Source organism: Bacillus sp. JK74, from assembly GCF_053663395.1.
This window is the reverse complement of the sequence record NZ_JBSJQB010000001.1, coordinates 592,654-619,424: the sequence shown is the minus strand read 5'-3', so window position 1 is coordinate 619,424 and position 26,771 is coordinate 592,654. Positions and strand designations below refer to the sequence as shown.

General features: G+C 47.1%; 24 protein-coding genes. 15 read left to right on the top strand and 9 right to left on the bottom strand.

Features of this window, described 5'->3' with window-relative positions; translation table 11 throughout:
- Window positions 1-171 precede the first annotated feature (171 nt).
- From ACWJJ5_RS03190 to ACWJJ5_RS03175, 4 genes are all read right to left on the bottom strand, one after another.
- Window positions 172-375 carry a hypothetical protein gene (locus ACWJJ5_RS03190; protein ID WP_069473623.1) on the bottom strand — a complete coding sequence of 68 codons (204 nt, stop codon included), beginning with the start codon at window positions 373-375 and terminating at the stop codon, window positions 172-174.
- A gap of 13 nt (window positions 376-388) precedes the next feature.
- Window positions 389-592, bottom strand: a complete 204-nt coding sequence (locus ACWJJ5_RS03185; protein ID WP_003151064.1) for a helix-turn-helix transcriptional regulator — start codon at window positions 590-592, stop codon at window positions 389-391.
- A gap of 200 nt (window positions 593-792) precedes the next feature.
- Entirely contained in the window at window positions 793-912 is a 120-nt protein-coding gene (locus ACWJJ5_RS03180; protein ID WP_127069886.1) for a PhrC/PhrF family phosphatase-inhibitory pheromone, read from the bottom strand.
- A complete protein-coding gene (locus ACWJJ5_RS03175) occupies window positions 896-2,041 on the bottom strand; it encodes a response regulator aspartate phosphatase (RefSeq protein WP_077722992.1) in 1,146 nt (381 codons plus the stop codon). Before ACWJJ5_RS03175 ends, ACWJJ5_RS03180 begins: the two co-directional genes overlap by 17 nt.
- A 291-nt stretch (window positions 2,042-2,332) precedes the next feature.
- Between ACWJJ5_RS03175 and ACWJJ5_RS03170 the strand changes: the two genes are divergently transcribed.
- The 4 genes from ACWJJ5_RS03170 (at window position 2,333) to ACWJJ5_RS03155 (ending at window position 6,568) form a co-directional block, all read left to right on the top strand.
- Entirely contained in the window at window positions 2,333-2,761 is a 429-nt protein-coding gene (locus ACWJJ5_RS03170) for a DUF1934 domain-containing protein (protein WP_176283589.1), read from the top strand.
- Window positions 2,758-4,428 (top strand): arginine--tRNA ligase, encoded by a 1,671-nt coding sequence (argS, locus tag ACWJJ5_RS03165; RefSeq protein ID WP_025853601.1) that lies wholly within the window; start codon window positions 2,758-2,760, stop codon window positions 4,426-4,428. Before ACWJJ5_RS03170 ends, argS begins: the two co-directional genes overlap by 4 nt.
- Window positions 4,429-4,563: 135 nt before the next feature.
- A complete protein-coding gene (gene narK / locus ACWJJ5_RS03160) occupies window positions 4,564-5,754 on the top strand; it encodes a nitrate transporter NarK (RefSeq protein ID WP_454022182.1) in 1,191 nt (396 codons plus the stop codon).
- A gap of 97 nt (window positions 5,755-5,851) precedes the next feature.
- The gene (locus ACWJJ5_RS03155; RefSeq protein ID WP_014306017.1) at window positions 5,852-6,568 is read left to right on the top strand and encodes a Crp/Fnr family transcriptional regulator; all 717 of its coding nucleotides are present in this window, start codon (window positions 5,852-5,854) and stop codon (window positions 6,566-6,568) included.
- A 30-nt stretch (window positions 6,569-6,598) separates the two neighbouring features.
- Here ACWJJ5_RS03155 and ACWJJ5_RS03150 read toward each other — a convergent pair whose 3' ends face one another.
- Window positions 6,599-7,318 carry a YwiC-like family protein gene (locus ACWJJ5_RS03150; RefSeq protein ID WP_454022181.1) on the bottom strand — a complete coding sequence of 240 codons (720 nt, stop codon included), beginning with the start codon at window positions 7,316-7,318 and terminating at the stop codon, window positions 6,599-6,601.
- Window positions 7,319-7,460: 142 nt separating this feature from the next.
- On the opposite strand from ACWJJ5_RS03150, the gene ACWJJ5_RS03145 reads away from it, so the two are divergent.
- From ACWJJ5_RS03145 to ACWJJ5_RS03110, 8 genes are all read left to right on the top strand, one after another.
- Window positions 7,461-7,937 (top strand): Crp/Fnr family transcriptional regulator, encoded by a 477-nt coding sequence (locus ACWJJ5_RS03145; RefSeq protein ID WP_454022180.1) that lies wholly within the window; start codon window positions 7,461-7,463, stop codon window positions 7,935-7,937.
- 176 nt (window positions 7,938-8,113) lie between these two features.
- Window positions 8,114-11,800: a nitrate reductase subunit alpha gene (locus ACWJJ5_RS03140; protein ID WP_454022179.1), complete on the top strand. Its 3,687-nt coding sequence runs from the start codon at window positions 8,114-8,116 to the stop codon at window positions 11,798-11,800.
- A complete protein-coding gene (gene narH, locus ACWJJ5_RS03135) occupies window positions 11,790-13,253 on the top strand; it encodes a nitrate reductase subunit beta (protein WP_176283586.1) in 1,464 nt (487 codons plus the stop codon). Before ACWJJ5_RS03140 ends, narH begins: the two co-directional genes overlap by 11 nt.
- Before the next feature lie 25 nt (window positions 13,254-13,278).
- Entirely contained in the window at window positions 13,279-13,836 is a 558-nt protein-coding gene (gene narJ, locus ACWJJ5_RS03130) for a nitrate reductase molybdenum cofactor assembly chaperone (RefSeq protein ID WP_044052817.1), read from the top strand.
- On the top strand, window positions 13,833-14,504 hold the full coding sequence (narI, locus tag ACWJJ5_RS03125; RefSeq protein WP_024085917.1) for a respiratory nitrate reductase subunit gamma: 672 nt from the start codon (window positions 13,833-13,835) through the stop codon (window positions 14,502-14,504). Before narJ ends, narI begins: the two co-directional genes overlap by 4 nt.
- A 138-nt stretch (window positions 14,505-14,642) precedes the next feature.
- Entirely contained in the window at window positions 14,643-15,272 is a 630-nt protein-coding gene (locus tag ACWJJ5_RS03120; protein ID WP_017418720.1) for a YitT family protein, read from the top strand.
- 96 nt (window positions 15,273-15,368) lie between these two features.
- Window positions 15,369-16,871, top strand: a complete 1,503-nt coding sequence (cls, locus tag ACWJJ5_RS03115) for a cardiolipin synthase (RefSeq protein WP_025853596.1) — start codon at window positions 15,369-15,371, stop codon at window positions 16,869-16,871.
- A gap of 80 nt (window positions 16,872-16,951) precedes the next feature.
- Window positions 16,952-18,679, top strand: coding sequence for an ABC transporter ATP-binding protein (locus tag ACWJJ5_RS03110; RefSeq protein WP_327967460.1), 1,728 nt, complete (start codon window positions 16,952-16,954; stop codon window positions 18,677-18,679).
- Between the two features lie 66 nt (window positions 18,680-18,745).
- On the opposite strand, the gene ACWJJ5_RS03105 is transcribed toward ACWJJ5_RS03110, so the two are convergent.
- The 3 genes from ACWJJ5_RS03105 to cls (ACWJJ5_RS03095) form a co-directional block, all read right to left on the bottom strand.
- Window positions 18,746-19,018: a hypothetical protein gene (locus tag ACWJJ5_RS03105; RefSeq protein ID WP_003151087.1), complete on the bottom strand. Its 273-nt coding sequence runs from the start codon at window positions 19,016-19,018 to the stop codon at window positions 18,746-18,748.
- Window positions 19,019-19,086: 68 nt separating this feature from the next.
- Entirely contained in the window at window positions 19,087-20,049 is a 963-nt protein-coding gene (uvsE, locus tag ACWJJ5_RS03100) for a UV DNA damage repair endonuclease UvsE (protein WP_232213082.1), read from the bottom strand.
- Window positions 20,050-20,061: 12 nt separating this feature from the next.
- Window positions 20,062-21,261: a cardiolipin synthase gene (gene cls, locus ACWJJ5_RS03095; RefSeq protein WP_454022178.1), complete on the bottom strand. Its 1,200-nt coding sequence runs from the start codon at window positions 21,259-21,261 to the stop codon at window positions 20,062-20,064.
- A gap of 138 nt (window positions 21,262-21,399) precedes the next feature.
- Here cls (ACWJJ5_RS03095) and ACWJJ5_RS03090 point away from each other — a divergent pair, with 138 nt between their 5' ends.
- The 3 genes from ACWJJ5_RS03090 to pyrG all read left to right on the top strand — a co-directional run bounded on the left by ACWJJ5_RS03090 (window position 21,400) and on the right by pyrG (window position 26,111).
- A complete protein-coding gene (locus tag ACWJJ5_RS03090) occupies window positions 21,400-23,508 on the top strand; it encodes a heterodisulfide reductase-related iron-sulfur binding cluster (RefSeq protein ID WP_454022177.1) in 2,109 nt (702 codons plus the stop codon).
- A gap of 227 nt (window positions 23,509-23,735) precedes the next feature.
- A complete protein-coding gene (gene rpoE / locus ACWJJ5_RS03085) occupies window positions 23,736-24,263 on the top strand; it encodes a DNA-directed RNA polymerase subunit delta (protein ID WP_146275710.1) in 528 nt (175 codons plus the stop codon).
- Between the two features lie 240 nt (window positions 24,264-24,503).
- Window positions 24,504-26,111, top strand: coding sequence for a glutamine hydrolyzing CTP synthase (pyrG, locus tag ACWJJ5_RS03080; protein WP_003151098.1), 1,608 nt, complete (start codon window positions 24,504-24,506; stop codon window positions 26,109-26,111).
- A 47-nt stretch (window positions 26,112-26,158) separates the two neighbouring features.
- Here the strand turns inward: pyrG and ACWJJ5_RS03075 are convergent, their stop codons facing one another.
- On the bottom strand, window positions 26,159-26,680 hold the full coding sequence (locus ACWJJ5_RS03075; protein ID WP_003151099.1) for a DUF2529 domain-containing protein: 522 nt from the start codon (window positions 26,678-26,680) through the stop codon (window positions 26,159-26,161).
- Window positions 26,681-26,771 lie beyond the last annotated feature (91 nt).

The window sequence follows — 26,771 nt, the reverse complement described above, 5'->3', positions numbered from 1 at the left end:
CCTGAAATAGCAGGAGCAAATATTTGAACCAGCTTTCACCCTTGTTGCGAATACTTTTCAATAATTTATTTATAGTCTTCTTTAGGTTTTCCTTTCCATCGGTTTACTTCTGCTTTTATGAACTTGTATTCGTACATTGCTGTATAATCCTCCGGAAGTGTATTGGAATCGTTACCTTGTTTTTCGATTTTGATAAACTTGAATCCATAAATAGAGCGCGCAGCCTATTAAAAGAATCGGAAATTGCCATCCTGTATTTCCGTTTTTAAAATAATCTATTAATGACCATATCAGTAAAGCGACAGTATAAAAACTAAATGCTATTCTGGCGGCTGTACCCGATTGGTGTTTTTGCATCTCATCCATTTTCTTCATAAGAACCGCTCCCTTAATTTTTTTTGGCGTTATAGTTGAATACTTTATCTATTCCCGTATTTAAAGCGTGAGCTATCGAAAAAGCCAGACTTAAAGTCGGGTCATATTTATTATTTTCAATTGCATTGATGGTTTGCCTGGTCACATTGCAGAGCTTAGCCAGATCATTTTGTGAAATATCAGCTGCTGTTCTAAGTTTTTTTATATTGTTATCCACTAAAACCCTCCTTAACTTATTTTGTTTTTTATTTTAAATTTTCAAATTTATATATATTTATTTTAAATAATATATGTATAAGTGTCAAATACTTTTTACACATTTGAGTTCTAAGGTATGTTTTTTTTGTTTTTGTAAATTAGTTGTTTATATAAAAAACGGCTTGCAGTTTAACCTGCAAGCCTAAAAGTAATTATCATTTAAATCATTCCGCGCTGAGCAACTTCAAATTGATGTTCCGGTGCACTTGCGATGTCGGCTGAAACAAAAACAGTGCTTACTGCCAAGCAAGTAAGTGCTAATTTATACTTCAATTTCATACAACTTCACACCTCCTTGAATCTGCTGTCTTGTTTCTTCCACCTTTAAAAAATATGCAGCAGCCTTCTCGAAATTCTCTCTTTCATGATAATATTTTGCCACATCTAAGGCAAAATCTTCAAGATCAGCATACATCATTTTATCTCTGAGAAAGTCAAAACATTCCATGATTGCTTCTTCATCAGGCTCACCGACATACAAAGATTCTAAAAATTCATATTCGACTATATATAGGGAATCTTCTGCCTCCTCTGCATAAGATACCCCTTTGTCATGATATTGTCTGGCTATGGCCATATTTCCGATTTTATAATGTATTTGTGTGATTAAGAAATAGGCTTGCGGGAGAGAAGTGATGATGTTCCCATCTTCAAAAACAGCTATTGCCCGTTTTATGTAATCAATGGCTGGTTTGTAATTTCCTTGGCTGTTAAAACAAAGTCCGATATTATATAGAGTCCGGCCCATTAATTGAGGCTGCTGTTCTGCCTCTGCCATGGCATAAGCTTTTTTAAAATGCTGAATTGCTTCATCATATTGCTTTAAGTCAAGAAAGTTGGTAGCGAACAATGAATGGCACTGAAGCACCCTTATATTATATGCCTCCTGCTTATGATAAATTTTATAAGCCTGCCGGGCATAATCCATAGAAAAATAAGTCTGCTTCATATAATAGTAGGACTCTGACATCTTAAAATAAAATTCAGCTTTCTCGATACAATCTTTGACAAAATCCAGCTTATATTCAGCTTTCTTAAAAAACTGAATCGCTGAAAGATATTCACGGCATTCCAGCTCATACATCCCCCGGAAAAAATTAAAATAATAATCAAGCCGTCCGGTCAGCCGGGCCTGCTTTTTATCAATATCCGCGAGCAGATCCGATAGTCTCGGCTGTTCTTCTATCCGCTGCGATTCCAGCGGTTCGAGGTATTCGAGCATCAGATTGTGGCGGAATTCCATGAGAGAATAGTACAGATGAAGATCCTGGTCATCTTCCAGGCCTGCAAGTTCTTCTTTGATTTCTCTCCGCAAATACTCGGCGTCCGGGATGCTGAACCTTCGAATGTACATATACCATTCGTTGATTTTTTCTCCAATCGCTGAAGACGATAAAACACTCGCCACTATTCCGAATCCCTCCCTTCCACGTTATGTATATGACATATTTTATCATTTTCATTCGGAAGGATAGCGCAAAAATACCGCAAACTTTTCCCCTTTGACAAAGCCGTCCGCCGAAGGAACCGCATTTATCCCGCAGCCTAGGATTTCCGGTTTTTTCATTTTCCTTAAAAATCATGTTTATCTTCAAAACCAATCAGCAAAGATGGTAAGATAGGAGGAAGCGGTTGAACTTTTTCCCTTGAAAACTTATACTATTCAGGTTAAGCGGGATGATGAAAAGGAAGTGTCAGCATGAGACAGGAGACACCAGTAGCCATTCATGTGCAATCATTCATTCATAACGGCTCTGAAGAAGAGTCGGTTGAATTTACATCGAGTGGATTCTATTACGTGAGAAACGGCAAAACGTATCTTTCCTATCACGAAGAGCATGATTTGGGCAAGATTAAAACGGTCGTCAAGATCACAGAAAAAGAGATTCTCGTAATGAGATCGGGCGCCATCCAAATGAAACAGCGGTTCATTCCGGGGGCATCGACACTCACTCAATATAAACTGCCGTTCGGACAAATGGAGCTCCGTACGGAAACGAAAAACATTCAATCTGATGTCGGCAGTTCGGAAGGCTCCGTCAAACTGACATATAACATGACTGTAGGCGAAAACCAAGAACATGTACATAACATGACGATCCAATATAAGGAGGAAACAAAGGCATGAATATTGCGGAACAAATGAAGGACGTGCTGAAGGAAGAGATCAAAGCGGCCGTTCTGAAAGCGGGCCTGGCGGACGAAAGCCAGATTCCAAGCGTACTGTTAGAAACGCCGAAAGACAAAACACACGGTGATTATTCCACAAACATGGCGATGCAGCTGGCGAGAATCGCAAAAAAAGCGCCGCGCCAAATCGCTGAGGAGATCGTGGCGTCATTTGATAAAGGCAAAGCTTCCATTGAAAAGATGGATATTGCGGGACCCGGCTTTATCAACTTTTACATGAACAACAGCTACTTAACAAAACTGATTCCGTCCGTGCTTGAAGCGGGTGAACATTACGGAGAGACAAACATCGGACAAGGCGAAAAGATTCAGGTCGAATTCGTATCGGCCAACCCGACGGGAGATCTTCACTTAGGCCATGCGCGCGGCGCGGCGGTAGGTGACGCGCTGTGCAGCGTGCTTTCTAAAGCGGGCTATGATGTGAGCCGCGAATACTATATTAATGATGCGGGCAACCAGATTAACAACCTGGCGCTTTCCGTTGAAGTCCGTTATTTTGAAGCGCTCGGCCTCGAGAAACCGATGCCGGAAGACGGTTACCGCGGCGAGGATATTATCGCCATCGGGAAAAAACTTGCCGAAGATTTCGGTGACCGTTTCGTACATGAAGAGGAGAGCGAACGTCAGGCGTTTTTCCGTGAATACGGCTTAAAGTACGAGCTTGATAAACTTCGCTCCGACCTGGAAAATTTCCGCGTGCCGTTTGACGTATGGTATTCTGAAACGTCCCTGTACGAAAACGGAAAAATTGATCAGGCGCTCGAGACGCTTCGCGAAAAGGGCCATGTATACGAAGAGGACGGCGCGACATGGTTCCGCTCCACAACGTTCGGCGACGATAAAGACCGTGTGCTGATCAAAAAAGACGGCTCATACACTTATCTGCTGCCGGATATCGCATACCATAAAGACAAACTTGACCGCGGATTCGACAAGCTCATCAATGTATGGGGCGCGGATCACCACGGGTATATTCCGCGTATGAAAGCGGCGATTGAAGCGCTCGGTTACAAGAAAGGCACATTGGAAGTTGAGATCATTCAGCTCGTTCATTTATACAAAAACGGCGAAAAAATGAAGATGAGCAAACGTACGGGGAAAGCCGTAACGATGCGCGACCTGATTGAAGAGGTCGGCCTTGACGCGGTCCGTTATTTCTTCGCGATGCGCAGCGCTGATACGCATATGGATTTTGACTTGGATCTTGCCGTATCAACATCTAATGAAAACCCTGTGTATTATGCGCAATACGCACATGCACGTATTTGCAGCATGCTTCGCCAAGGGGAGGAGCAGGGACTTAAACCGGCGGCAGATCTTGATTTCAGCCATATTCAATCAGAAAAAGAATATGACCTGCTGAAAACAATCGGCGGCTTCCCTGAGGCAGTGGCGGAAGCGGCGGAAAAACGCATTCCTCACCGTGTCACAAACTATATTTATGATCTGGCTTCCGCTCTGCACAGCTTCTACAATGCGGAGAAAGTCATCGATCCGGAAAATAAAGAGAAGAGCCGCGCGCGTCTCGCTTTAATGAAGGCGACGCAAATTACGCTGAACAATGCGCTTCAGCTGATCGGCGTATCCGCTCCGGAAAAAATGTAATGATGATCAAAGGACAAAGTCTTCGGGCTTTGTTCTTTTTTTTTGCATATAAAGCGTGTGATGTAATTCACAATCCCGTACACTGAGTTTTTGTATGATAAGACTGATATTGAATCAGTGAAAGGGGCAAGCCGAATGATCAATCGTCAACATATTCAATTATCGCTGCAGTCATTAAGCTTAGTGGCAGGGTTTATGGTGTGGGTGCTGATTTCATCGCTCATTTCTCAAATGACATCAGATATTCATTTAAGCAAAGGCGAGATTTCATTGGTGACGGCGATTCCCGTTATTCTCGGATCGCTTCTCCGTATTCCTTTAGGATATTTAACGAACAGGTATGGCGCGCGGCTGATGTTTATGATCAGCTTCATCCTGCTTTTGTTTCCCGTATTTTGGATCAGTATCGCGGATTCTTTATTTGATTTAATTGCGGGCGGCTTTTTCTTAGGGATCGGGGGAGCGGTATTCTCCATCGGAGTGACGTCCCTCCCGAAATATTATCCGAAAGAAAAGCACGGTGTCGTCAATGGGATTTACGGTGCCGGAAACATCGGGACCGCCGTTACTACTTTTGCGGCGCCGGTTATCGCTCAAGCCGCGGGATGGAAAGCAACCGTGCAGATGTATCTTGTTTTGCTGGCTGTTTTCGCATTACTGCACGTTTTGTTCGGCGACCGGCATGAGAAGAAAGTCAAAGTTTCCATAAAGACACAAATGAAAGCCGTTTACCGAAATCGTGTGCTGTGGATGTTGAGCCTGTTTTATTTTATTACGTTCGGCGCCTTTGTCGCCTTTACCATCTATCTTCCGAATTTTTTGGTTGAGCATTTTGGGCTGAGCCCTGCGGATGCCGGCCTGCGGACGGCCGGCTTTATTGCGGTCTCTACGCTGCTCAGGCCTGTGGGAGGGTTTCTTGCAGATAAACTGAGCCCGCTCCGCATTCTGATGTTCGTTTTCGCAGGGCTTACGCTGTCAGGCGTCATGCTGTCATTCTCCCCGGCGATCGGCCTTTATGCGTTCGGATCGCTGACGGTGGCAGTCTGCTCAGGGATTGGAAACGGGACGGTATTTAAACTGGTGCCTTTCTATTTTTCGAAGCAAGCGGGGATTGCCAACGGTATTGTGTCTGCCATGGGCGGACTGGGCGGTTTTTTCCCTCCGCTGATTCTGGCAAGTGTATTTCAGGCAACAGGCCAATACGCGATCGGGTTTATGGCGCTTTCAGAGGTTGCGTTAGCCAGCTTTGTCCTTGTGATCTGGATGTATTGGCAGGAAAGAATGAAAACACATACGGAGAAAAACAGTCATAGCCTTGATTCATAATGATCCATTCACAAGATTGTTAATTTTTTCTGGGCGAGTGCAAATCAAGTCACGTTACAATATACATACGCAACGTGACTTTCTTCGAGGTGAGCTCATGAATATTCTCTCTGTCCGAAAATCTGATAAAGAACTTCTTTCCCGCGAACTGCATGAATTGCTGGAATCGATCAGTACGAAAAGGAAAATGAAAAAACACACGTATTTGTTTCAAGAAGGAATGGATGCAGAAGAGCTTTATCTGATTCAATCAGGACTCATTGAAATCGGCAAGCTGACATCTGACGGAAAAGACCTGACACTTAGAATCTGCCAAAAACACGATATTGTCGGAGAATTGACGCTATTCACAGATGAGCCGAGATATATGCTCAGTGCGAAAGTGTTAGAGGACGGGGAGGTGCTCGTCATTAATAAAAACAGGCTGGAAAAGGAATTGATCCAAAACGGTGTTTTGACGTTTGAATTTATGAAATGGATGAGCACCCATCTGCGAAAAATCCAGTCTAAGATCAGGGATCTGCTTCTTCACGGCAAAAAAGGGGCGCTCTATTCCACCCTTATCCGCTTATCAAACAGCTACGGGGTGGAACGAAGTGACGGGATTCTGATTAACATTGTGCTGACAAATCAGGATTTGGCTAAGTTTTGCGCGGCGGCAAGGGAGAGCGTCAACCGCATGCTGGGAGACCTCCGCAAACAAGGGGTTATTTCGATAGACGAAACCGGAAAAATTATTTTGCACAAGCGGGACTATTTACGATGCGAGATCGAGTGTGAAAATTGTCCGCTTGAGATCTGCAATATTGACTGAAAAAACAAGGGCAGCCGATGTCCTTGTTTTTCAGCTTGTGATACATATACACATGACGGCGAAAAAGAAGCCGGCATTTACGATTTCCAGAATGCCGATCGTTTTCACCTGCCAGTCTCTTCCATGAAAAAACCAGGCCCGCAGACTGCTTGGGATAAAAGCGAGAAACGCCCAGCCTGCCCCGAGAAGAGCCGATAAAAAGGGGAGCAAGAGGTGATATCCCCACGACCAGTAAGCAAACCTTCTGTTTTTTCTCTCCCGTATGACCGATTTCACATAAAAAGAACTCCCGACAAAAAATAAAGCGGATTGCAAGAATAGAAACCAAGCCCAGCCGTCAAGGATTCCCGTTCCCAGCCAGCAGCTCGCAAGCCCGCCCGAACAAAAGAACAGAACACCCGCAATATCATTCGTGAGCGCCCGTTCGTTTTTTCGGCGGGCATAATGCGTATGTATGAGAAACAGCGGCAATAAAAAAACGCCGATCCAGACGAGCTGCGGCTTATGAAAGACAGAAATGATCAAAAAGCAGCAGGCTGGAAAACCGTAATACCATATCCACTTTTGATAAGGCTGAAGCTGTTTCTTTTTCAAAGCGAGCGAAACGGGATAAACCGTCAAGTAAAGGAACAGCCAGCCCAAAAAGAGCGGAATATGCCAGAAAACCGGGCCTCCCTTGACCATGCCGAGTAAAAATGGAATCAGCAGCATCGCCCATGCGCCGTGCTGCTTCGGAATCATCGCCTTCATCGAAACCCTCCTTTTTATTTCATTATAAATGCAGACACTCTCCTGATAAGTGACCTTTATCATACAAGCTGTGAAATACATCACTGCCGCGCGGGCTCAATCGGGCTACACTAAAGCTATCAATAGCACAGGAGGCTTTCCTATGAATCAGTGTGACTATTTATTATTTCTGAAACAACTTCCTATGTTTAATGAAGTGCCTCTGTCCATTGTCGAAACCTTGCTCAAAAACGGGACGTTTATCCGCGGCTCATCTGACCAATCTCCATCCTTTCTTCATTCACAATCCGTTTATATTGTATTAAAAGGCAATATCCGTTTTACGGACAGCAGGCTCCCTGAAGGGTCACAAACCGTTGCGCTGTTGGAAAAAGGCGATGTGTTTCCGATTGATGAAAAAGGCGGGCTCTCTTTATCGCCTTTTATCTCAGTCAATGCCTCACCGGATATTCTGGTACTCCATATTCCATATTCCGTATTTAAGCAAATGATGTCTTACCATCCGCGGCTGCAAATGAACTTTTTGGCGATGCTTCAGCAAAATGTCTTCTGTTCCTATCAGTTGTTTTTGAGGTATCTGCATACATCACGGGATGAAAACGCCGAACCCGGTTCTTAAACAGAACCGGTTTTTTTGATGACGCGGGCGTCCCTATATCGTTTGAAAATCCTTCCTGCTGCTCTGTGTGAACGTTTTGTGAAAAAAGCAGAGTGTGTGACATAGTTCACAAGGTGATGCGCCGTCTCTGTTTATAGTGTACATAGCATCACCTGACTCGGAAGGAGTGAACGATCATGAAGAAAAAGAAAATGAGTCCGTTGCTCAGGAGATTAAACTATTTTTCTCCTATCGAACATCATTCAAATCATCATAGCCAAACGACAAGCGAAGATCGTGATTGGGAGAATGTATACAGAAACAGATGGCAGTACGACAAAGTCGTTCGCTCCACCCACGGCGTCAACTGCACGGGTTCTTGCAGCTGGAATATTTATGTGAAAAACGGAATTGTCACGTGGGAAGGACAAAACTTGAATTATCCATCAACAGGCCCGGATATGCCTGATTTCGAACCGAGAGGCTGTCCGCGGGGGGCCAGTTTTTCTTGGTACATCTACAGCCCGCTCCGTGTGAAATATCCATATGTGCGAGGTGTGCTGATCAATTTGTGGCGGGAAGCGTTGCAGACGCATCAAAATCCGCTGGATGCCTGGAAATCGATCGTTGAAAACCCTGAAAAAGCGAAGTCCTATAAACAGGCAAGAGGGAAAGGCGGCTTTGTCCGCGCGGAATGGCCGGAAGTGCTGAAGCTGATTTCAGCCTCTCTGCTGTATACAGTGATGAAATACGGGCCTGACCGGAATGTCGGTTTTTCTCCGATCCCGGCGATGTCCATGATCAGCCACGCATCAGGTTCGCGATTCATGTCTTTAATCGGCGGCCCAATGCTCAGTTTTTATGACTGGTATGCGGATCTCCCGCCGGCATCCCCGCAAATTTGGGGCGACCAGACGGACGTTCCGGAAAGCAGTGATTGGTACAATTCAGGCTATATCATCACATGGGGCTCCAACGTTCCGTTAACGAGAACGCCTGATGCGCATTTTCTGGCGGAAGCCCGCTATAAAGGCGCCAAGGTCATTTCAATCAGTCCCGATTTTGCGGAGTCCTCAAAGTTCGCGGATGACTGGCTCAGTATCCGCCAAGGGACTGACGGGGCGCTTGCGATGGCGATGGGTCACGTCATTCTGCAGGAATTTTACGTGAATCAAGAGACGGAACGTTTTATTGAGTACGCGAAGCAATACACTGATTTTCCATTTCTCGTCACCTTATCAAAAGAAAATGGCGTATACACAGCGGGGCGGTTTTTGCATGCGAAAGACATCGGGCGGCAGACAAAGCATGATCAGTGGAAGCCGGCGGTCTGGAATGAACAGACAGGTGCGTTTGCCATACCGCAAGGAACAATGGGCTCCCGCTGGGACGGGCAGCAGAAATGGAATCTGCACATGATCGACGAAGACACCGGGGAACAGATCGAGCCCCGTCTCACCGTGCTCGGAATAGAGGACGAAATCGGCTCGGTGTGCATTCCGTATTTTTCAAATGACGGAAACAAAGTGCTTGAGCGGAATCTTCCTATTAAAAAATTGGATCTGAATGGTGAAGAGACGTACGTCACGACCGTGTTTGACTTGATATTGGCAAACTACGGCGTGAACCGGGGCATCGGCGGACAATCAGCCGCATCCTATGATGATCCCCATCCGTTCACACCTGCCTGGCAGGAACAGATCACGGGAATTAAAAGAGAAGCCGTTATACAGATTGCCAGGGAGTTTGCTCAAAATGCGATCGATACAGACGGCAGATCGATGATTATCGTAGGGGCGGGAATCAACCACTGGTTCAACTCCGACACGATTTACCGCGCGGTGTTAAATCTTGTTTTATTGGTAGGCGCCCAAGGCGTAAACGGCGGAGGCTGGGCTCATTATGTCGGTCAGGAAAAGCTCCGTCCTGCTGAAGGGTGGCAGACGATCGCAACCGCAAAGGACTGGGAAGGCGTGTCTAAACTGCAAAACGGCACCTCATTTTTCTACTTTGCGACAGACCAGTGGCGTTACGAAGACCAGCCGATCAGTGACTTGGCTTCACCGGTCGCTTCTTCATCCCGCTACAAGCATCACGCCGATTACAATGTGCTGGCGGCCCGATTAGGGTGGCTTCCGTCTTACCCGACATTCAATCAAAACGGCATTGACCTGTACAAAGAAGCTGAAAAAGCGGGGGCGGCGACACCTGAAGACGTAGGTGCGTACGTGGCCTCACGGCTTCAAGAGAAAAAATTGAAATTCGCGATTGAAGACCCGGACAATGAAGTGAATTTCCCAAGGAATCTCTTCGTCTGGCGGGCAAATCTGATCTCAAGCTCAGGAAAAGGGCATGAATATTTTCTCAAGCATCTGCTGGGGACGACAAACGGTCTGATGAATGACGACAGCGACAGCATCCGCCCTGAAGAAATCAAATGGCGGGAACAGGCGCCGGAAGGCAAGCTCGACTTGTTAATCAATCTCGACTTTCGAATGGCCGGTACGGCGCTGTATTCCGATATCGTGCTGCCGGCGGCGACATGGTATGAAAAACACGATCTCAGCAGCACGGATATGCACCCGTTCATTCATCCTTTTGCTCCGGCGATCTCGGCGCCGTGGGAATCGAGGTCAGACTGGGATATTTTTAAGGCGCTGTCAAAAGCCGTTTCCGACCTGGCGGAAGAAGTCGAGATGGAGCCGGTGAAAGAGGTAGTCGCGACGCCGCTCCTCCACGACACGATGCAGGAATTGGCCCAGCCGTTCGGAAAAATCAATGACTGGAGCAAGGGCGAATGTGAAGCCATTCCGGGAAAAACGATGCCGAACATCCATGTCGTTGAACGGGATTACAAACACATTTTTCATAAAATGACCGCGCTCGGCCCTCATACGGCTTTAAAACCGAGCGGAACAAAAGGGATGAGCTGGTCTATCGCCGATGAATATGAATCACTCAAAAAGAGACTTGGAGAAACCGATTCAGACGGCGTTGCCAAAGGATGCCCGAATATAAGTGAAGCAAAGCAGGCGGCAGAAGCGATTTTAACCCTGTCATCCACGTCGAATGGAAAGGTCGCCGTGAAAGCATGGGAATCGCTTGAAAACATCACAAACCTGAAGCTGAAAGACCTGGCGGAAGAACGCGAGGAAGAATGCTTTACGTTCGAGCAAATTACAGCCCAGCCGAAAACGGTCATCACGTCTCCGGCCTTTACCGGCTCAGAAAAAGGAGGGCGCAGGTACTCGCCGTTTACGACGAATGTGGAAAAATTAATCCCGTGGCGGACACTGACCGGCAGACAATCCTATTATGTCGATCATGAACTGATGATGGAATTCGGTGAAACGATGTCGACATTCAAACCGATCCTCCAGCATCGCCCGTTTCTAAGCAAGCGGCCTGATCAAGAGGGAAAAGAAATCGTCCTCAATTATTTGACGCCGCATAATAAATGGTCTGTCCACAGCATGTATTTTGATTCTCTGCCAATGCTGACGCTGTTCCGCGGCGGACCAACCGTGTGGATGAATAAAGATGACGCAGAGGACACGGATATCAAAGACAACGATTGGATTGAATGCTTCAACCGAAACGGCGTTGTCGTGGCGAGAGCGGTTTTGTCTCACCGGATTCCTAAAGGAATGGCGTTTATGCACCATGCCCAGGACCGCCACATCAACGTGCCCGGCACAAAACTGACGAATAACCGCGGAGGCACCCATAACAGCCCGACAAGGATTCACGTCAAGCCGACCCAGATGATCGGGGGCTACGCACAGCTCAGTTACGGCTTTAACTATTACGGTCCGACGGGGAATCAGCGCGATCTGAATGTCGTCATCCGCAAGCTGAAGGAGGTCGATTGGCTTGAAGATTAAAGCGCAGATCGGGATGGTCATGAACTTGGATAAATGCATCGGCTGCCACACGTGCAGTGTCACCTGCAAAAACACGTGGACAAATCGTTCCGGTGCGGAATATATGTATTTTAATAATGTAGAAACAAAGCCCGGCATCGGCTACCCGAAGCAATGGGAGGACCAGGACAAATATAAAGGCGGCTGGACGTTGAAAAAAGGAAAGCTTGAATTGAAATCAGGCCCGAAAACAAACCGGCTTGCAGGCCTTTTCTATAATCCGAATCAGCCGACGATTGATGATTACTATGAACCTTGGAACTATGATTATGAAACATTAACAAACAGTCCGCAGAAAAAGCACCAGCCGGTGGCGCGGCCGAAATCGTCCTTGACGGGTGATTTTATGAATATCGAATGGGGCCCGAACTGGGAGGATGATCTCGCGGGCGGCCATATTACAGGGCTTGAAGATCCAAACGTTCAAAAAATGGAGGAATCGATCAAAACAGAATTCGATGAGGTCTTTATGATGTATCTGCCCCGTATTTGTGAGCACTGCATCAATCCGGCATGCGTGTCATCCTGCCCGTCCGGCGCCATGTACAAACGTGAGGAAGACGGCATCGTACTCGTTGATCAAAACGCGTGCCGTTCATGGAGATATTGCGTCTCATCCTGTCCTTATAAAAAAGTCTATTTTAACTGGCAGACGAACAAAGCGGAAAAATGCACACTCTGCTTTCCGCGCTTGGAGGCGGGGCTGCCGACCATCTGCTCCGAAACGTGTGTGGGCAGAATCCGCTATCTCGGCGTCATGCTGTACGACGCGGATAAAGTGGAGGAAGCGGCCTCCGTTGAAAATGAAAAGGATCTCTACCATTCCCAACTGGACATTTTTCTTGATCCGAATGATCCTGAGATTGCCAAATTGGCAAAAGAACAAGGCATCCCGGCTGAATGGATAGAGGCCGCGCAGCAATCGCCGATCTATAAAATGATCATCGATTGGAAGATTGCGCTTCCGCTTCACCCTGAGTACCGTACGCTGCCGATGGTTTGGTACATTCCGCCGCTCAGCCCGATTATGAATCTCTTTGAAGGAAAAGGCAGCCGGCAAACGGCGGAAGATATTTTCCCGGCTATCGACCAAATGAGAATTCCGATTGACTATTTGGCCCAGTTATTAACGGCCGGTGATACGGATCATATTCGGTCAACGTTAAAGAAAATGTCCGTCATGCGTCAGTATATGAGGGCGGTCCAGACGAATAAATCCATCGACGCGGCACTGATCTCCGGTGTCGGTTTAACAGAACAGCAAATTGAAGACATGTATCGGCTGCTGGCGATCGCCAAATATGATGACCGCTTTGTGATCCCGAGCAGCCATCGAGAAGAAGTGTCTGATTTATACGCTGAACAAGGAAGCTGCGGTTTGTCATTTTCAGGCGGCCCCGGCTCTTGTTTCTAACTTTTGATAAATGAGGTGAAACAAGATGAACACCACAGACCGGCAAATCACATTCTCCGCTCTTTCCATTCTTCTCTCTTATCCGGATGAAGAGTGGAGAGCCGGGCTTCCCGATTGGAAGGCTCTTATCCATGACGTCACCAATCAGCAAATCCGTGAGAAACTGCTGCACTTTTTAGAGGCGGCAGCCGGCTTTTCTCCGCAAGCGCTGATTGAACACTATGTGTATACGTTCGACTTCGGGAAAAAAACGAATATGTACGTCACCTACTTTAACTCAGGCGAGCAAAGGGAGCGCGGAATTGAACTGCTGCATTTAAAAAACACCTACCAGCAATCCGGTTTCCTGCCGACAGAGAAAGAGCTGCCTGATTATCTGCCGCTTATGCTGGAATTCGCCGCGGTCGCAGAAATTGAAGCGGCGAGAAGCGTGTTTGAGAAATACCTGTCCAATGTGAGGGAGCTGGCTTCCCGCCTCGAAAAAAATGACAGCCTCTATGCTGAGCTGCTGCACGTGCTGCAGGCCGCGCTGGAAAGCATCGGTGTACGTGAAAGCACTGAAGAAGGGGCTGTTCAGGCATGAGCGGGCAGATCCTGTGGGGGATTATGCCGTACATGGTATTGACGATCTTTATCGGCGGGCATATTTACCGCTATCAGCATGACCAGTTTGGCTGGACGGCGAAATCAAGCGAGCTGTTAGAAAAGAAAAAACTTGCGGCGGGCAGCACACTTTTTCACTGGGGACTGCTGTTCGTTGTCGGCGGACATGTCATGGGAATTCTGATCCCGGAAGGCGTGTATACTGCACTTGGCATTTCAGAGCATACGTATCACAAAATGGCGATCGGCGCAGGCCTGCCGGCGGGGATCGCGGCTTGTGCCGGACTAGTGATCCTGACATACAGAAGGCTGTTTGACAAAAGAATCCGCAAAACCAGCTCGCCATCGGATATCCTGACGCTTATTCTGCTGCTGTTCATGATGCTGTCGGGCGTTGCGGCCACGTTTCTCAACATTGACTCGAAAGGATTTGATTACAGGGCAACAGTCGGGCCGTGGTTCAGGGAAATTGTTTTGTTCCGGCCTGACGCTTCTTTGATGGAGAGTGTCCCGCTATGGTTTAAGTTTCATATCATCATAGGGTACGTCGTTTTTATCCTCTGGCCGTTTACAAGATTGGTTCACGTGTTCAGCCTGCCCCTCAAGTATTTGACCCGCAGCTATGTTGTCTATCGGAAACGCACGTAAAAATCCCCCTGCAAGAGGGGGATTTTTTATGGTGAAAAAATAAAAACATAAGATATTTTCTGCCAAGGTAATGGCTGGGCGGCGGTGATTCCTGTTATGTTTTATGTGGAAATAATATCAACAAAAGGAGAGTGAAGAATGAAGCGGATTTTCCTCATTTTAGCCGCCTGTCTGATGACAAGCGCCGGCGTCCTGACACTCAGACATTCTCATGTATTAACCGGCGGCACAGCGGGACTGTCACTAAGCCTGTCGTACTTGTTTCATTCCTCGTTTGCGATTATCTTCTTTCTGATCAATATCCCGTTTTATATATTTTCTCTCATCAGAATGGGAATCAAATTCACTCTATCCACCGTTTTTGCAGTCACAGTGCTGACTCTGTTTACCGGCGCGGATCACTGGCTGCCGCCGGTCTCTGTTTCACCGCTTGCCGGGGCGGTTTGCGGCGGGGCGCTGATCGGGTTCGGCCTGTCGCTCATGTTTTATCATCAGGCATCGCTCGGCGGCGCCAATATCCTCGCTTTATTTCTGCAAAAGCGCTGCGGATGGAATCCGGGTGCCGTTAATTTCCTCTTCGATTTTGGCGTCGTGCTGGCCGGCATTTTCTCCGTCGGATTGCTGAAAGGGCTCTTCTCCTTAGTGTCGATTGCGGTCACCGGTCTGATCATCGGCATCTTCAAAAATAAAATCAAAGGCAGCTGCTCGCTCAATCCGGCATTGCTTCAGAACATCACACCCGGCCAGTCACAGGAAGTGTCATCATAAGCCTTTCCGGCTCGTGCGGAGAGGCTTTTTCATATGTTTACAGGCCGGAAGACAGAGGGTATACAGAGTTATCGGATCAGATGGGAGAGAGTCGGGATGCTGAAAAGGAGACTGGAATTTTGCTTTTTATATATGATGCTTATCGGAGCATATGTCATATGGTTTTTTCCGGTTTCCAGGCTTGAGTTTTACGGAGGGTTGCTTTGCTATGCAAGCATTATTTTGTTCAGCATCTATTCGTTAATTCTTGAAAACCGCACCTCGCAGCACACGCTGTTATGGATTCATATTCTTGTGTTTTTTCCGATCGCCGGGTACTTATTTTACCTTTTTTCCGGCCAGCTTTATGAAAAAGGCAAGCTGTTCAGGTCGAAACGGACATACAACCGGGAAAAGCTGAGAACGATATTTGATATGGAACAGACTCCCGATCTGTCCGGGCTGAAAGGAAATCAGAAGCGTTTCTTTCAATATTCAATCAAGGCGTCTCATATGAATATCAATACAAAAAGCAGGCTGAAGGTGCTCAAAAACGGGGACGAAACATTTCCGGAGCTGTTTGAAGCGCTCCGGTCGGCAGCATCATTTATACATATTGAGTATTACATGTTCAAATCAGACATGCTCGGGCACAAGATGATGGAGATTATGATGGAAAAAGCGCGTCAAGGTGTTGAAGTGCGGTTTTTGTTCGACGCGGCCGGCAGCCTGAAGCTGGCCGGAAAAGACATTAAAAAACTGAAACGCGCGGGCGTGAACATCGTCCCGTTTCTGCCGCTGAAATACGGTTTTTTCAACCAAAAATTCAATTTCAGAAATCACCGCAAGATCGTCATCGTTGACGGGAAAACCGGTTTTGTCGGCGGGCTGAATGTCGGCAAGGAGTATATCGGCAAAGACCAAAGTGTCGGTTTTTGGCGGGACACCCATATGAAAGTCGAAGGAGAAATCGTTCAGACGCTCCACAGCATTTTTATGCTTGATTGGGAATACGTTTCGGATGAGGTGCTGATTGATCAGAAAGCATACAGCCGCCCGGTCCCTGCAGAAAGCGGCGGCGTCTATCAAGTCGTTCCGACGGGCCCCGATATGAAGGAACGGATGAGCGATCTGTATTATGCCATGATAGCGGCGGCCGAATCATCTGTATGGATCGCGACGCCTTATTTCGTGCCGAATGAGCCGATCCGTACAGCGCTAAAGGAGGCTGCTGCCAGAGGCGTCCGGGTGCGTGTCATGGTGCCGGAAACCAATGACGGGTTTTTAACCCAGTACGCGACGAGATCGTATTTCCCCGAGCTACTTCGCGAAGGAATCGAAGTCTATTCCTATCAAAAAGGCTTTATGCATCAAAAGGTGCTCATCACTGACGGAAACCTCGCCTCTGTCGGGACGGCGAACATGGACATGAGAAGCTTTCAGCTGAACTTTGAGGTCAATGTCTTTTTTACAGATCAAAAGGCGATCAAAGATCTTGAAGCGCATTATCTGGAGGATATGAGAGAGTCTGAGAAAATCAGCCCCGTCCGTTTCTATAAGCGCACATTATGGGAAAGAACGAAGGAATCCTTCGCGCGGTTATTTTCCGGCGTTTTATAAAAAACGCTTTTAAAACTCCTTGTGTATAGTATAATTGAGAAATATTATCATTAGGAACGAGGCACAAGGAGGACGGAATCGTGCTGCGACAATTTTTTTCTTATTATAAACCGTACAAAAAGCTGTTTTTTCTCGACTTCTTTTCTGCCATCGCTGGCGGATTGATGGAGCTGAGTTTTCCTCTGATTGTTAATTACTTTATCGATACATTGCTCCCGGGGCGGGATTGGCATCTGATTATTTTGACTTCCGCTGCTTTATTCGGAGTCTACGCCCTCAGCTCGGCGCTTCAGTATGTTGTGACGTATTGGGGCCATATGCTCGGCATTAACATTGAAACCGATATGCGGAAAAAGCTTTTTGACCATCTGCAAAAGCTTTCGTTCAAATTTTACGATAACAACAAAACGGGCAGTTTAATGTCCAAGCTCACCAATGATTTGATGTATATCGGAGAAACCGCCCACCACGGGCCTGAAGACCTGTTTATCGCGGTCATGACGATTTTGGGCGCGTTCGGTGTGATGCTGTTCATTAACTGGCAGCTCGCGCTGTTGACCTTTATCATTATGCCGGTCGTCATTTGGCTTGCTTTGTATTTTAATAAAAAAATGACCTCTGCGTTTACAAAACTGAACAAAGACGTCGGAGACTTCAGCGCGAGGGTCGAAAACAATATCGGCGGCATTCGTCTTGTTCAGGCTTTCAGCAATGAAGCGTTTGAAAAGCAGCGGTTTGACGTGAACAATCAGCGTTTCCGCAAAACAAAGCTGACGTCATATAAAATCATGGCGAAAAACGGCTCGATCAGTTACATGCTGACAAGATTCGTCACGCTGTTCGTCCTGTTGTGCGGGACATGGTTCGTGATCCGCGGATCGTTATCTTACGGGGAATTCGTCGCTTTTGTGCTGCTGACGAACGTTCTGTTCCGTCCGATTGATAAAATCAACGCGATTATTGAGCTGTATCCGAGAGGCATAGCCGGTTTTAAAAGCTTTATAGAAATAATGGAAACGGAGCCTGATATCAAGGACGCCCCGAACGCGAGACATGTGTCCGGTTTAAAAGGGAATATCCGTTATGATGGTGTGTCATTCGGTTACGAAGAAAACAGCCCGGTTCTGTCGGGAATCAATTTGTCCATTCATGCCGGGGAGACAGTCGCATTCGTCGGGCCTTCGGGAGCGGGGAAATCAACGCTGACAAGTCTGCTGCCGCGCTTTTATGAGCCGTCTGAAGGCGTGATTTCCATCGACGGTATCGATATTAAGGACATGACGCTGTCATCATTGCGCGGACAAATCGGCGTCGTCCAGCAGGATGTCTTTCTGTTTTCCGGCACATTGCGGGAAAACATTGCTTACGGGCGGCTCGATGCGTCTGAGGAAGAAATCCGGCAGGCCGTCCGCCAGGCACATTTAGAGGATTTGGTAAACGGGTATCCCGACGGTTTAAACACGGTGATCGGCGAGCGCGGCGTGAAGCTGTCAGGCGGGCAGAAGCAACGGCTTTCCATCGCCAGAATGTTTTTGAAAAACCCGTCGATCTTAATTTTAGACGAGGCTACATCAGCCCTCGATACAGAAACGGAAGCCGCCATTCAAAAATCGCTGCAAGAGCTGTCTGAAGGACGCACAACGCTTGTGATCGCCCATCGGCTGGCTACGATTAAGGATGCGGACAGGATCGTCGTCGTCACGAAAGAAGGCATCGCTGAACAAGGTCATCATAAGGAACTGCTGGCATCCGGCGGCATGTACCAGAGACTCCATCAGGCCCAATTCGGCGAGCTGATACATGAATAATGGAAAAAGGATAGACGAGCGGGGGCCGGGCAGCCTCCTGTCTATCCTTTTTTATGTAGTCCGTATTTAATGGGCTTCTTTTTGCGCAGGTTCGATGATATGTTTGAAACGGTCAACAAGCTGCACCGCTTTCTTTCCTTCCACTACAATTAAATATTCTTGTTCTTTATGAGCCATTCTGAACGTTTCCAGCTCAATGATATCTTTGATTTTGCACATTGTTTTTTTAGAGTAGATATACAGCTCGTGGCCTCCCGTGTGGCAAAGCTGATATAGCTGAAGCATGTTTCTTAAAGTGAACTTCTTAGCGGCTATTTTCAAAGATGTAATGTTTTTCATGTGTTTTCTCCTCCGTCTGATGGTCTGTTATTTCGGAAATTCCCCATATGAACGGGTGATAAACCTGGTTATACCTTCCACCTCAGCACTCCGCCCGCCAGGCGTTTAACTCCGCGGATGGCGCTTAATTCTTCGACGAGCCGGAGCAGCGCCCGGTCTTTCTCTTTCGCCTCAATCATAAAATCGATGTCCGCATCCCATTGTCTGAACCGCTCCAGCACCGGCAGAATAAAATTCGCATCCACATAGTCCGCATGACTGCGTACGGCTGATTCTGATTTTGGCGAGGAGAGATGGACCTTCGGCTTTAAGCCGATCCGCTGCCATGTTTTGATCATCCGCGGAAGAATGTCATCTAAATCAGCGTCATCGGCCGGATTGGCGTAAAAATGGTGATAATCAAACACAAACGGAATGCCTTCTTGCTCACATACACTGAGTGTTTCCTCGGACGTATATGTTTTATCATCGTTTTCTAAAGTCATCCGCTGTTTGATGACATCGGGAAGTTCTTTCAGATTCACGCGGAAACGGCCAAGCGCGCTTTGTTTGTCACCGTAAGCACCTCCGACATGGATGTTGATGACGGAACGGTCCGCGATGCCCATTGCGTCCAGCATGTCATAATGATAGGCCATATCCTTGACCGCATTTGCGGTAATCTCCCGTTTCGGGCTTGTAAAAAGCGTGAATTGGTTCGGATGAAAGCTCGTTCTGAGGTCATATTTTCTGACCAGCCCGCCGATCTCACGAAACTCCTGGCGAAACGGCGTGACAAAATCCCACAGTACATCCGGGTGCGTGGCGAGCGGCACAATTGAGCTTGAGAACCTGTACAAAGGGATGCCGTGGCCGACCGCATAGTGGAGGGTGCGCAGCGTATTGGTAAGATTTGCTTTCGTCACAGAAAGCAGGGCGTCTTTCCGCTCACTGCGGGAAAGCTTGGTATAGCGCGCATATGTTAAGGTTTTGGCGGGGGACGCGTCCCAAAGGCACATGGCGTTTGCGACGAATCCGAATCTGAACAGCATATGGTTTCTCCTTTATAAAAAGTAAGATATGGCCTTTCCCAGCCATTCTGCAGGAAGCTGTCTGACGGAGCGCTGTTTCACTTTTTCTAATGTGAGAAGCTCGGATTTTTCGATGTCCTGCTTTATGGTTGAAAGCACTTCCTTTGTAAAGGCTTCATCATGAATGATGACATTCACCTCTTCATTCCAGAACAGGCTCCGTTTATCAAAATTCGGCGTGCCGATAATGCTGATGCGGTCATCTATAATGAAGGCTTTAACATGATAAAAGCCTTGATAATACCGATAGATGAGGCAGCCGGCCTTCAGAAGCTCGGGATAATAGGCAAAAGCTGTTTCCCGAACGAGCGGGTGATCTGATTTCATCGGAACGATCAAGATGACTTTGACGCCTTTTCGGCAGGCTGAAATAAGCGCTTCCTGAAGCTTTTTGCTCGGTACATAATAAGGCGTGCCGATGATGATTTTTTTCTCCGCCTTACGGATGCAGTTTTCATAATGCGATTCAAGCGAAAAACCGTCAGATGCATATGTCCTATGAGAGATATCCCCTTCGGATAATGCCGGATAAACCCCGGGTGATTCGGGTGTTTTTCCGGTATTTCGTTTCAGGTCGCTTACAAAAAGAGTCTGAAGATCCGCCGTGCCTTCGCCGGTCATCCGCAGGTGATAATCCTCCCAGTTTCCGAACTTCGCTTTTTTGCCGAGGTACTCTTCAGCGATATTAAAGCCGCCGACATAGCCGATTTTGCCGTCAATGACGGTCACTTTCCGGTGATTCCGTTTTTGCAGCCTGAAAAAAAGAAACGGAAATGCCGGTTTATTTAGAAAATGAACGTGAACGCCGGCTTTTTTCATCGTTTGAATGGAAGGCTTTTTCACTTGGCGGCTGCCCGCCCAATCGAGCAGCAGATATACGGAGACGCCGGCCCGGGCCTTTTCTTTCAATAAATCAAACATCTCATGGCTGACTTGGTCGTTCTTCATAATAAAAAACATCATATGAATAGAAGAGACGGCTTGGCGGATATCAGCCGTCATCTGCTGCACAAGCTCGCTGCCGCAGTGAATGAGTGTGATATTACTCTTTTTCGGGTCAAAAACGGGCTCATACGCCTGTTTTTTGTACGCCGCCCGGCCAAGCAGCATATCAAACAGCATAAGTGCGATCAATATGATAAAAATGACAAGCAACACAAAAATGACCTTCATACCGACGCTCCTTTCCGAAGTATCCGTAGTGTGCCCTGAGAATGTGAATTTAATTATTGACTGAACACTCATTCATTATTTATGATAAAGTAAAGATATGACAATGAAGAGGGGAATTAGAACAAAGGGGGAGACAAGATGAACGCATTTCTCATGGTAAACGCGCTGCTGTTTTCAGCTGTAAACGCTTACGCCGTTTATTTATTCATTTACCTGATCAGAACGAGGATCGCTTATATTAAGCTCGGCCAAAGGGAAGAATTTGATAAACGCCTGAAAGAACGTCTTCATAAGATATGGGTGAATGTGTTCGGACAGAAAAAATTGCTGAAAGATAAAAAGAGCGGAATCATCCACGTTCTGTTTTTTTACGGTTTTATACTCGTTCAGTTCGGCGCAATTGATTTTATTCTGAAAGGGCTGCTTCCTGACCGGCATCTGCCGTTCGGCCCGCTTTATCCGGCGTTTACCTTTTTTCAGGAAATCGTCACGTTTCTGATTTTAATCGCCGTAGTCTGGGCGTTTTACCGGCGCTACATTGAAAAGCTCGTCAGACTGAAACGCGGGTTTAAAGCGGGGCTTGTCCTGCTGTTTATCGGCGGACTGATGGTGACGGTGCTTCTCGGGAACGCCATGAACCTTTTATGGCACGATCATTCTCTGTCTTGGACGGAACCGATCGCATCCTCCATTGCGTTTGTGCTCGAGGGTCTTTCAGCGCCGGCGGCCGCCGCCGTATTTTATGTTTCATGGTGGCTTCATCTGTTGTTTTTGCTCAGCTTTTTAGTGTACGTGCCGCAATCAAAGCATGCGCACTTAATTGCGGGTCCGGCGAATGTGTTCCTCAGCAGGCTGGATTCAAAAGGAAAGCTGGAAAAAATCGATTTTACCGATGAGACGAAAGAAAGCTACGGCGTCGGAAAGATTGAAGACTTCCGCCGCTCTCAGCTTGTCGACCTTTACGCCTGCGTCGAATGCGGCCGCTGTACAAATATGTGTCCGGCCTCCGGTACGGGCAAGATGCTCTCGCCGATGGACCTCATTTTAAAGCTCAGAGACCATTTGACGGAAAAAGGCGCTGCCGTGACATCAAAATCTCCGTGGGTGCCCGCGCCCGTTTTTCAGCACACGAAGGCGAATCAGCTCGCCGCGGCTTCCTCAGGGGGAGGATCGCGTGAAGCGGCGGCAGCCATTGATTACAACCCGAGCTTAATCGGCGAGGTCATCACGGAAGAGGAGATTTGGGCGTGCACCACTTGCCGCAACTGTGAAGATCAATGTCCGGTCATGAATGAACACGTTGATAAAATTATCGATCTGCGCCGCTATCTTGTGCTTACGGAAGGGAAGATGGACAGCGACGCGCAGCGGGCCATGACAAGCATTGAAAGACAGGGAAACCCGTGGGGCTTAAACCGGAAAGAGCGGGAGAACTGGCGGGAGCAGGCTGATACAGAGATTCCGACAGTGAAAGAAATGAAAAAACAAGACAAAGAGTTCGACTATTTGTTTTGGGTCGGCTCAATGGGTTCCTACGACAACAGGAGCCAAAAGATTGCCGTTTCATTTGCAAAGCTGCTCAATGAAGCGGGCGTATCCTTTGCGATTCTCGGCAATAAGGAAAAAAACTCAGGCGATACGCCGCGCCGTTTGGGCAACGAGTTTCTGTTCCAAGAGCTGGCGGAACACAACATCGGCGAATTTGAAAAACACGGAATCAAAAAAATCGTCACAATTGATCCGCACGCCTATAATATGTTCAAAAATGAATACCCTGATTTCGGATTCCGGGCCGAAGTCTATCATCATACTGAATTATTAGCCGAGCTTGTGTCACAGGGGAAACTAAAACCGCTTCACCCGGTCAATGAAACGATTACCTTCCATGACTCGTGCTATTTAGGAAGATACAACGAAGTGTATGAGCCGCCGAGAGCGATCTTAAAAGCCATTCCGGGCGTTCAATTGAAGGAAATGGAGCGCAGCCGCGAAAACGGGATGTGCTGCGGCGCCGGGGGAGGGCTCATGTGGATGGAAGAAGAAACGGGAGCGAGGATCAACACGGCCCGGACTGAGCAGGCGCTTTCTGTCAGTCCGACGGTCATCAGCTCCGGATGTCCTTACTGTCTGACCATGCTCGGTGACGGGACGAAAGCGAAAGAAGCCGAAGACGCGATCGGCACTTATGATGTCAGTGAATTGCTCGCCATGTCTGTATTCGGCGCCGGAAAACAAGAGTCTTTATAGAAAGAAGCGGGCCGCCGGCGCATATGCCGGCGGCTTTGTTTTCGCACATCAGCCGATTTATGAAGGGAAGGCTCTAAAATTTCTTAAATTACGCTGTTTAGGGTAGCATATTCTGTTTTAATTTGTTTATAATGAGAGGTATGGTTTATGAACAAAACAATACAAATTCGTTCTTATTATAGGATAGAAACAGATACATATAAGTAATAGAAAGGGAGTGTCCGACCTTGGGTATCAAACAATATTCTCAGGAACAGCTGAAGCAGATGGCTTTAGTTGAAATCGCTCACGAAATTTTCTCAGAACATAAAAAACCGGTTCCGTTCCAGGAGCTGCTGAATGAAATGATCTCCTTGCTCGGTGTTACGAAAGAGGAACTGGGCGACCGTATCGCCCAATTTTATACAGACCTCAACATTGACGGCCGCTTTATTGCTCTGTCAGATCAGACATGGGGGCTCCGCAGCTGGTATCCGTACGATCAGCTGGACGAAGAAACACAGCCGACTGTAAAAGCGAAAAAGAAAAAAGCGAAAAAAGCCGTTGAGGAAGATCTCGACCTTGATGAATTCGAGGAAGTTGATGAAGATGACATCGATCTCGATGAAATGGAAGAAGATATTGACCTTGACGCAGACAGCTTTGAAGACGAAGATATCGATGAAGAAGATGACGACGAGCTTGAGATTGAAGATGAGATGATTGAAGAAGATGAGGAAGATTATGATGATGAGGAAGAGGATCGCAAAGACTGATTTTATATCAGCAAAACGATCTTGACTTTCATTGTCGAACTATGTAGTATGTATTTTGGGCTCTTCAAAAAGAAGAGAATTCATAAGAGTGCTACGCTCCCTTTCAAGAAATTGAAAGGGAGCTTTCTTATTTTCATCTCCCAAATTCTTTTACACATCATTTGTTTTTAGTGAAATGATTTTCTATAAAACGGCACATTTTAAGGAATGTAGCGCAGACCGAAGAGAGGAGCAAACGAAATGACGAAATATATTTTTGTAACCGGGGGAGTTGTATCATCACTCGGAAAAGGAATTGTGGCAGCATCACTCGGCCGCCTTTTGAAAAACAGAGGCATGAGCGTCACCATCCAAAAATTTGACCCTTATATCAACGTTGACCCGGGAACGATGAGCCCGTACCAGCACGGTGAGGTATTCGTTACCGATGACGGCGCTGAGACTGACCTTGACTTAGGGCATTATGAGCGGTTCATTGACATTAATCTGAACAGATTCAGCAACGTGACGACCGGTAAAATCTATTCTGCCGTATTGAAAAAAGAGCGCCGCGGGGACTACCTCGGCGGAACGGTTCAGGTCATTCCGCACATCACAAATGAACTGAAAGACCGTGTGTACCGTGCAGGCAAAGAAACAAACGCAGATGTAGTCATTACTGAGATCGGCGGAACAGTGGGAGACATCGAATCCCTTCCGTTCCTTGAAGCCATCCGTCAAATGAAAAGCGACATCGGCCATGAAAACGTGATGTACATTCACTGTACGCTTGTTCCGTACATCAAAGCGGCGGGCGAGCTGAAAACAAAACCGACACAGCACAGCGTAAAAGAGCTGAGAAGCCTCGGTATTCAGCCTAATATCATCGTCGTGCGCACGGAAATGCCGATTTCTCAAGATATGAAAGATAAAATCGCGCTCTTCTGCGATATTGACACGAAAGCGGTCATCGAGTGCGAAGATGCGGACAACCTTTACTCCATCCCGCTTAACCTTCAGGAGCAGGGACTCGATAAGCTTGTCTGCGATCATATGAAATTAGAATGCAAAGACCCGGATATGACGGAATGGAAAGACCTTGTCACGAAAGTGAAAAACTTGTCTAAAACCATTACAATCAGCCTTGTCGGTAAATACGTCGAGCTTCAGGACGCTTACATTTCAGTCGTTGAATCACTGCGCCACGCGGGCTATGCGTTTGACGCTGATGTGAAGATCAAATGGATTAACGCCGAAGAAGTGACAGAAAGCAATATTCAAGAGCTGACTGGCGGCACAGACGGAATCATCGTGCCCGGCGGTTTCGGGGACCGCGGCGTAGAAGGGAAAATCATCGCCGCCAAGTATGCCCGTGAGAATAAAATTCCGTTCTTCGGCATCTGCCTCGGTATGCAGATTGCATCCATTGAATATGCGCGAAACGTATTAGGCCTGGAAGGGGCTCACTCTGCGGAGATCGATCCGTCCACCCCTTATCCGATCATCGACCTTCTGCCAGAACAAAAAGATGTCGAGGATCTTGGAGGAACGCTTCGTCTCGGACTGTACCCTTGTAAGCTTCAGGAAGACACGAAAGCCTTCGAAGCGTATGCGGATGAAGTGGTATACGAACGCCACCGCCACCGTTATGAATTCAACAACGAATACAGACAGCAAATGGAAGAGAACGGTTTTGTGTTCTCAGGAACAAGCCCTGACGGCCGTCTTGTGGAAATCATCGAGCTGAAAGATCATCCTTGGTATGTCGCTTGCCAGTTCCACCCTGAGTTCAAATCAAGACCGACAAGACCTCAGCCTTTATTCAAAGACTTTATCGGCGCTTCCGTACAAGCTGCAGAACAGAAGTAATAAAAAAAGACTTGCCTCCTTTAAAAGCGGCAAGTCTTTTTTCTGCATCAGGCATATTCCTGCATCATTTCCTTTAACGTAAAGGATAGCGCGTGATAGACATACAGGCCTGTCATTAATGAAGGAAAGCCGTATCTTGTCCCGTCTTCATCGGGCAGAAGCGGCATTTTTAATTTGCTGTCAATATGAACATCACAAAATTCCTCAATCCCGGTTTGATCTTTGATGACAGGAGATACGCAAACGAGGCCGACCCCTTTTTCATAAAGCTTTTGAGCCAGCGCCTGTTCTTCAGCTGTGCCCGGACCTGAACAAAACATCAGCACCCTGTCGCTTTCTGTAATCGAATCAGCTGTATCCGGAAACGCTTTGACGGAAGGCATCGGTTCTGAGCCGAGTTCCGCCTCGCACAAAATGCCCTGCATCTCATTTGCGCCGTATAAATAAATGGTATGACCGCTGACGGCTGCCTGCGCCAGCAGGCGCGCGCCGTCTTCTATTGCTTCGGATTCCTTATCCTGAATGCGGGAAAAAATGCCTGCAAGCTGTGTCGTAAATATCTTTAACATGAGTGAAACCTCCTTTACACATACAAGAACAGTATACAACAAAAGAGAAAATGCTCAGAAAATGTCGGAAAGTAGACTATTATAATTAAAG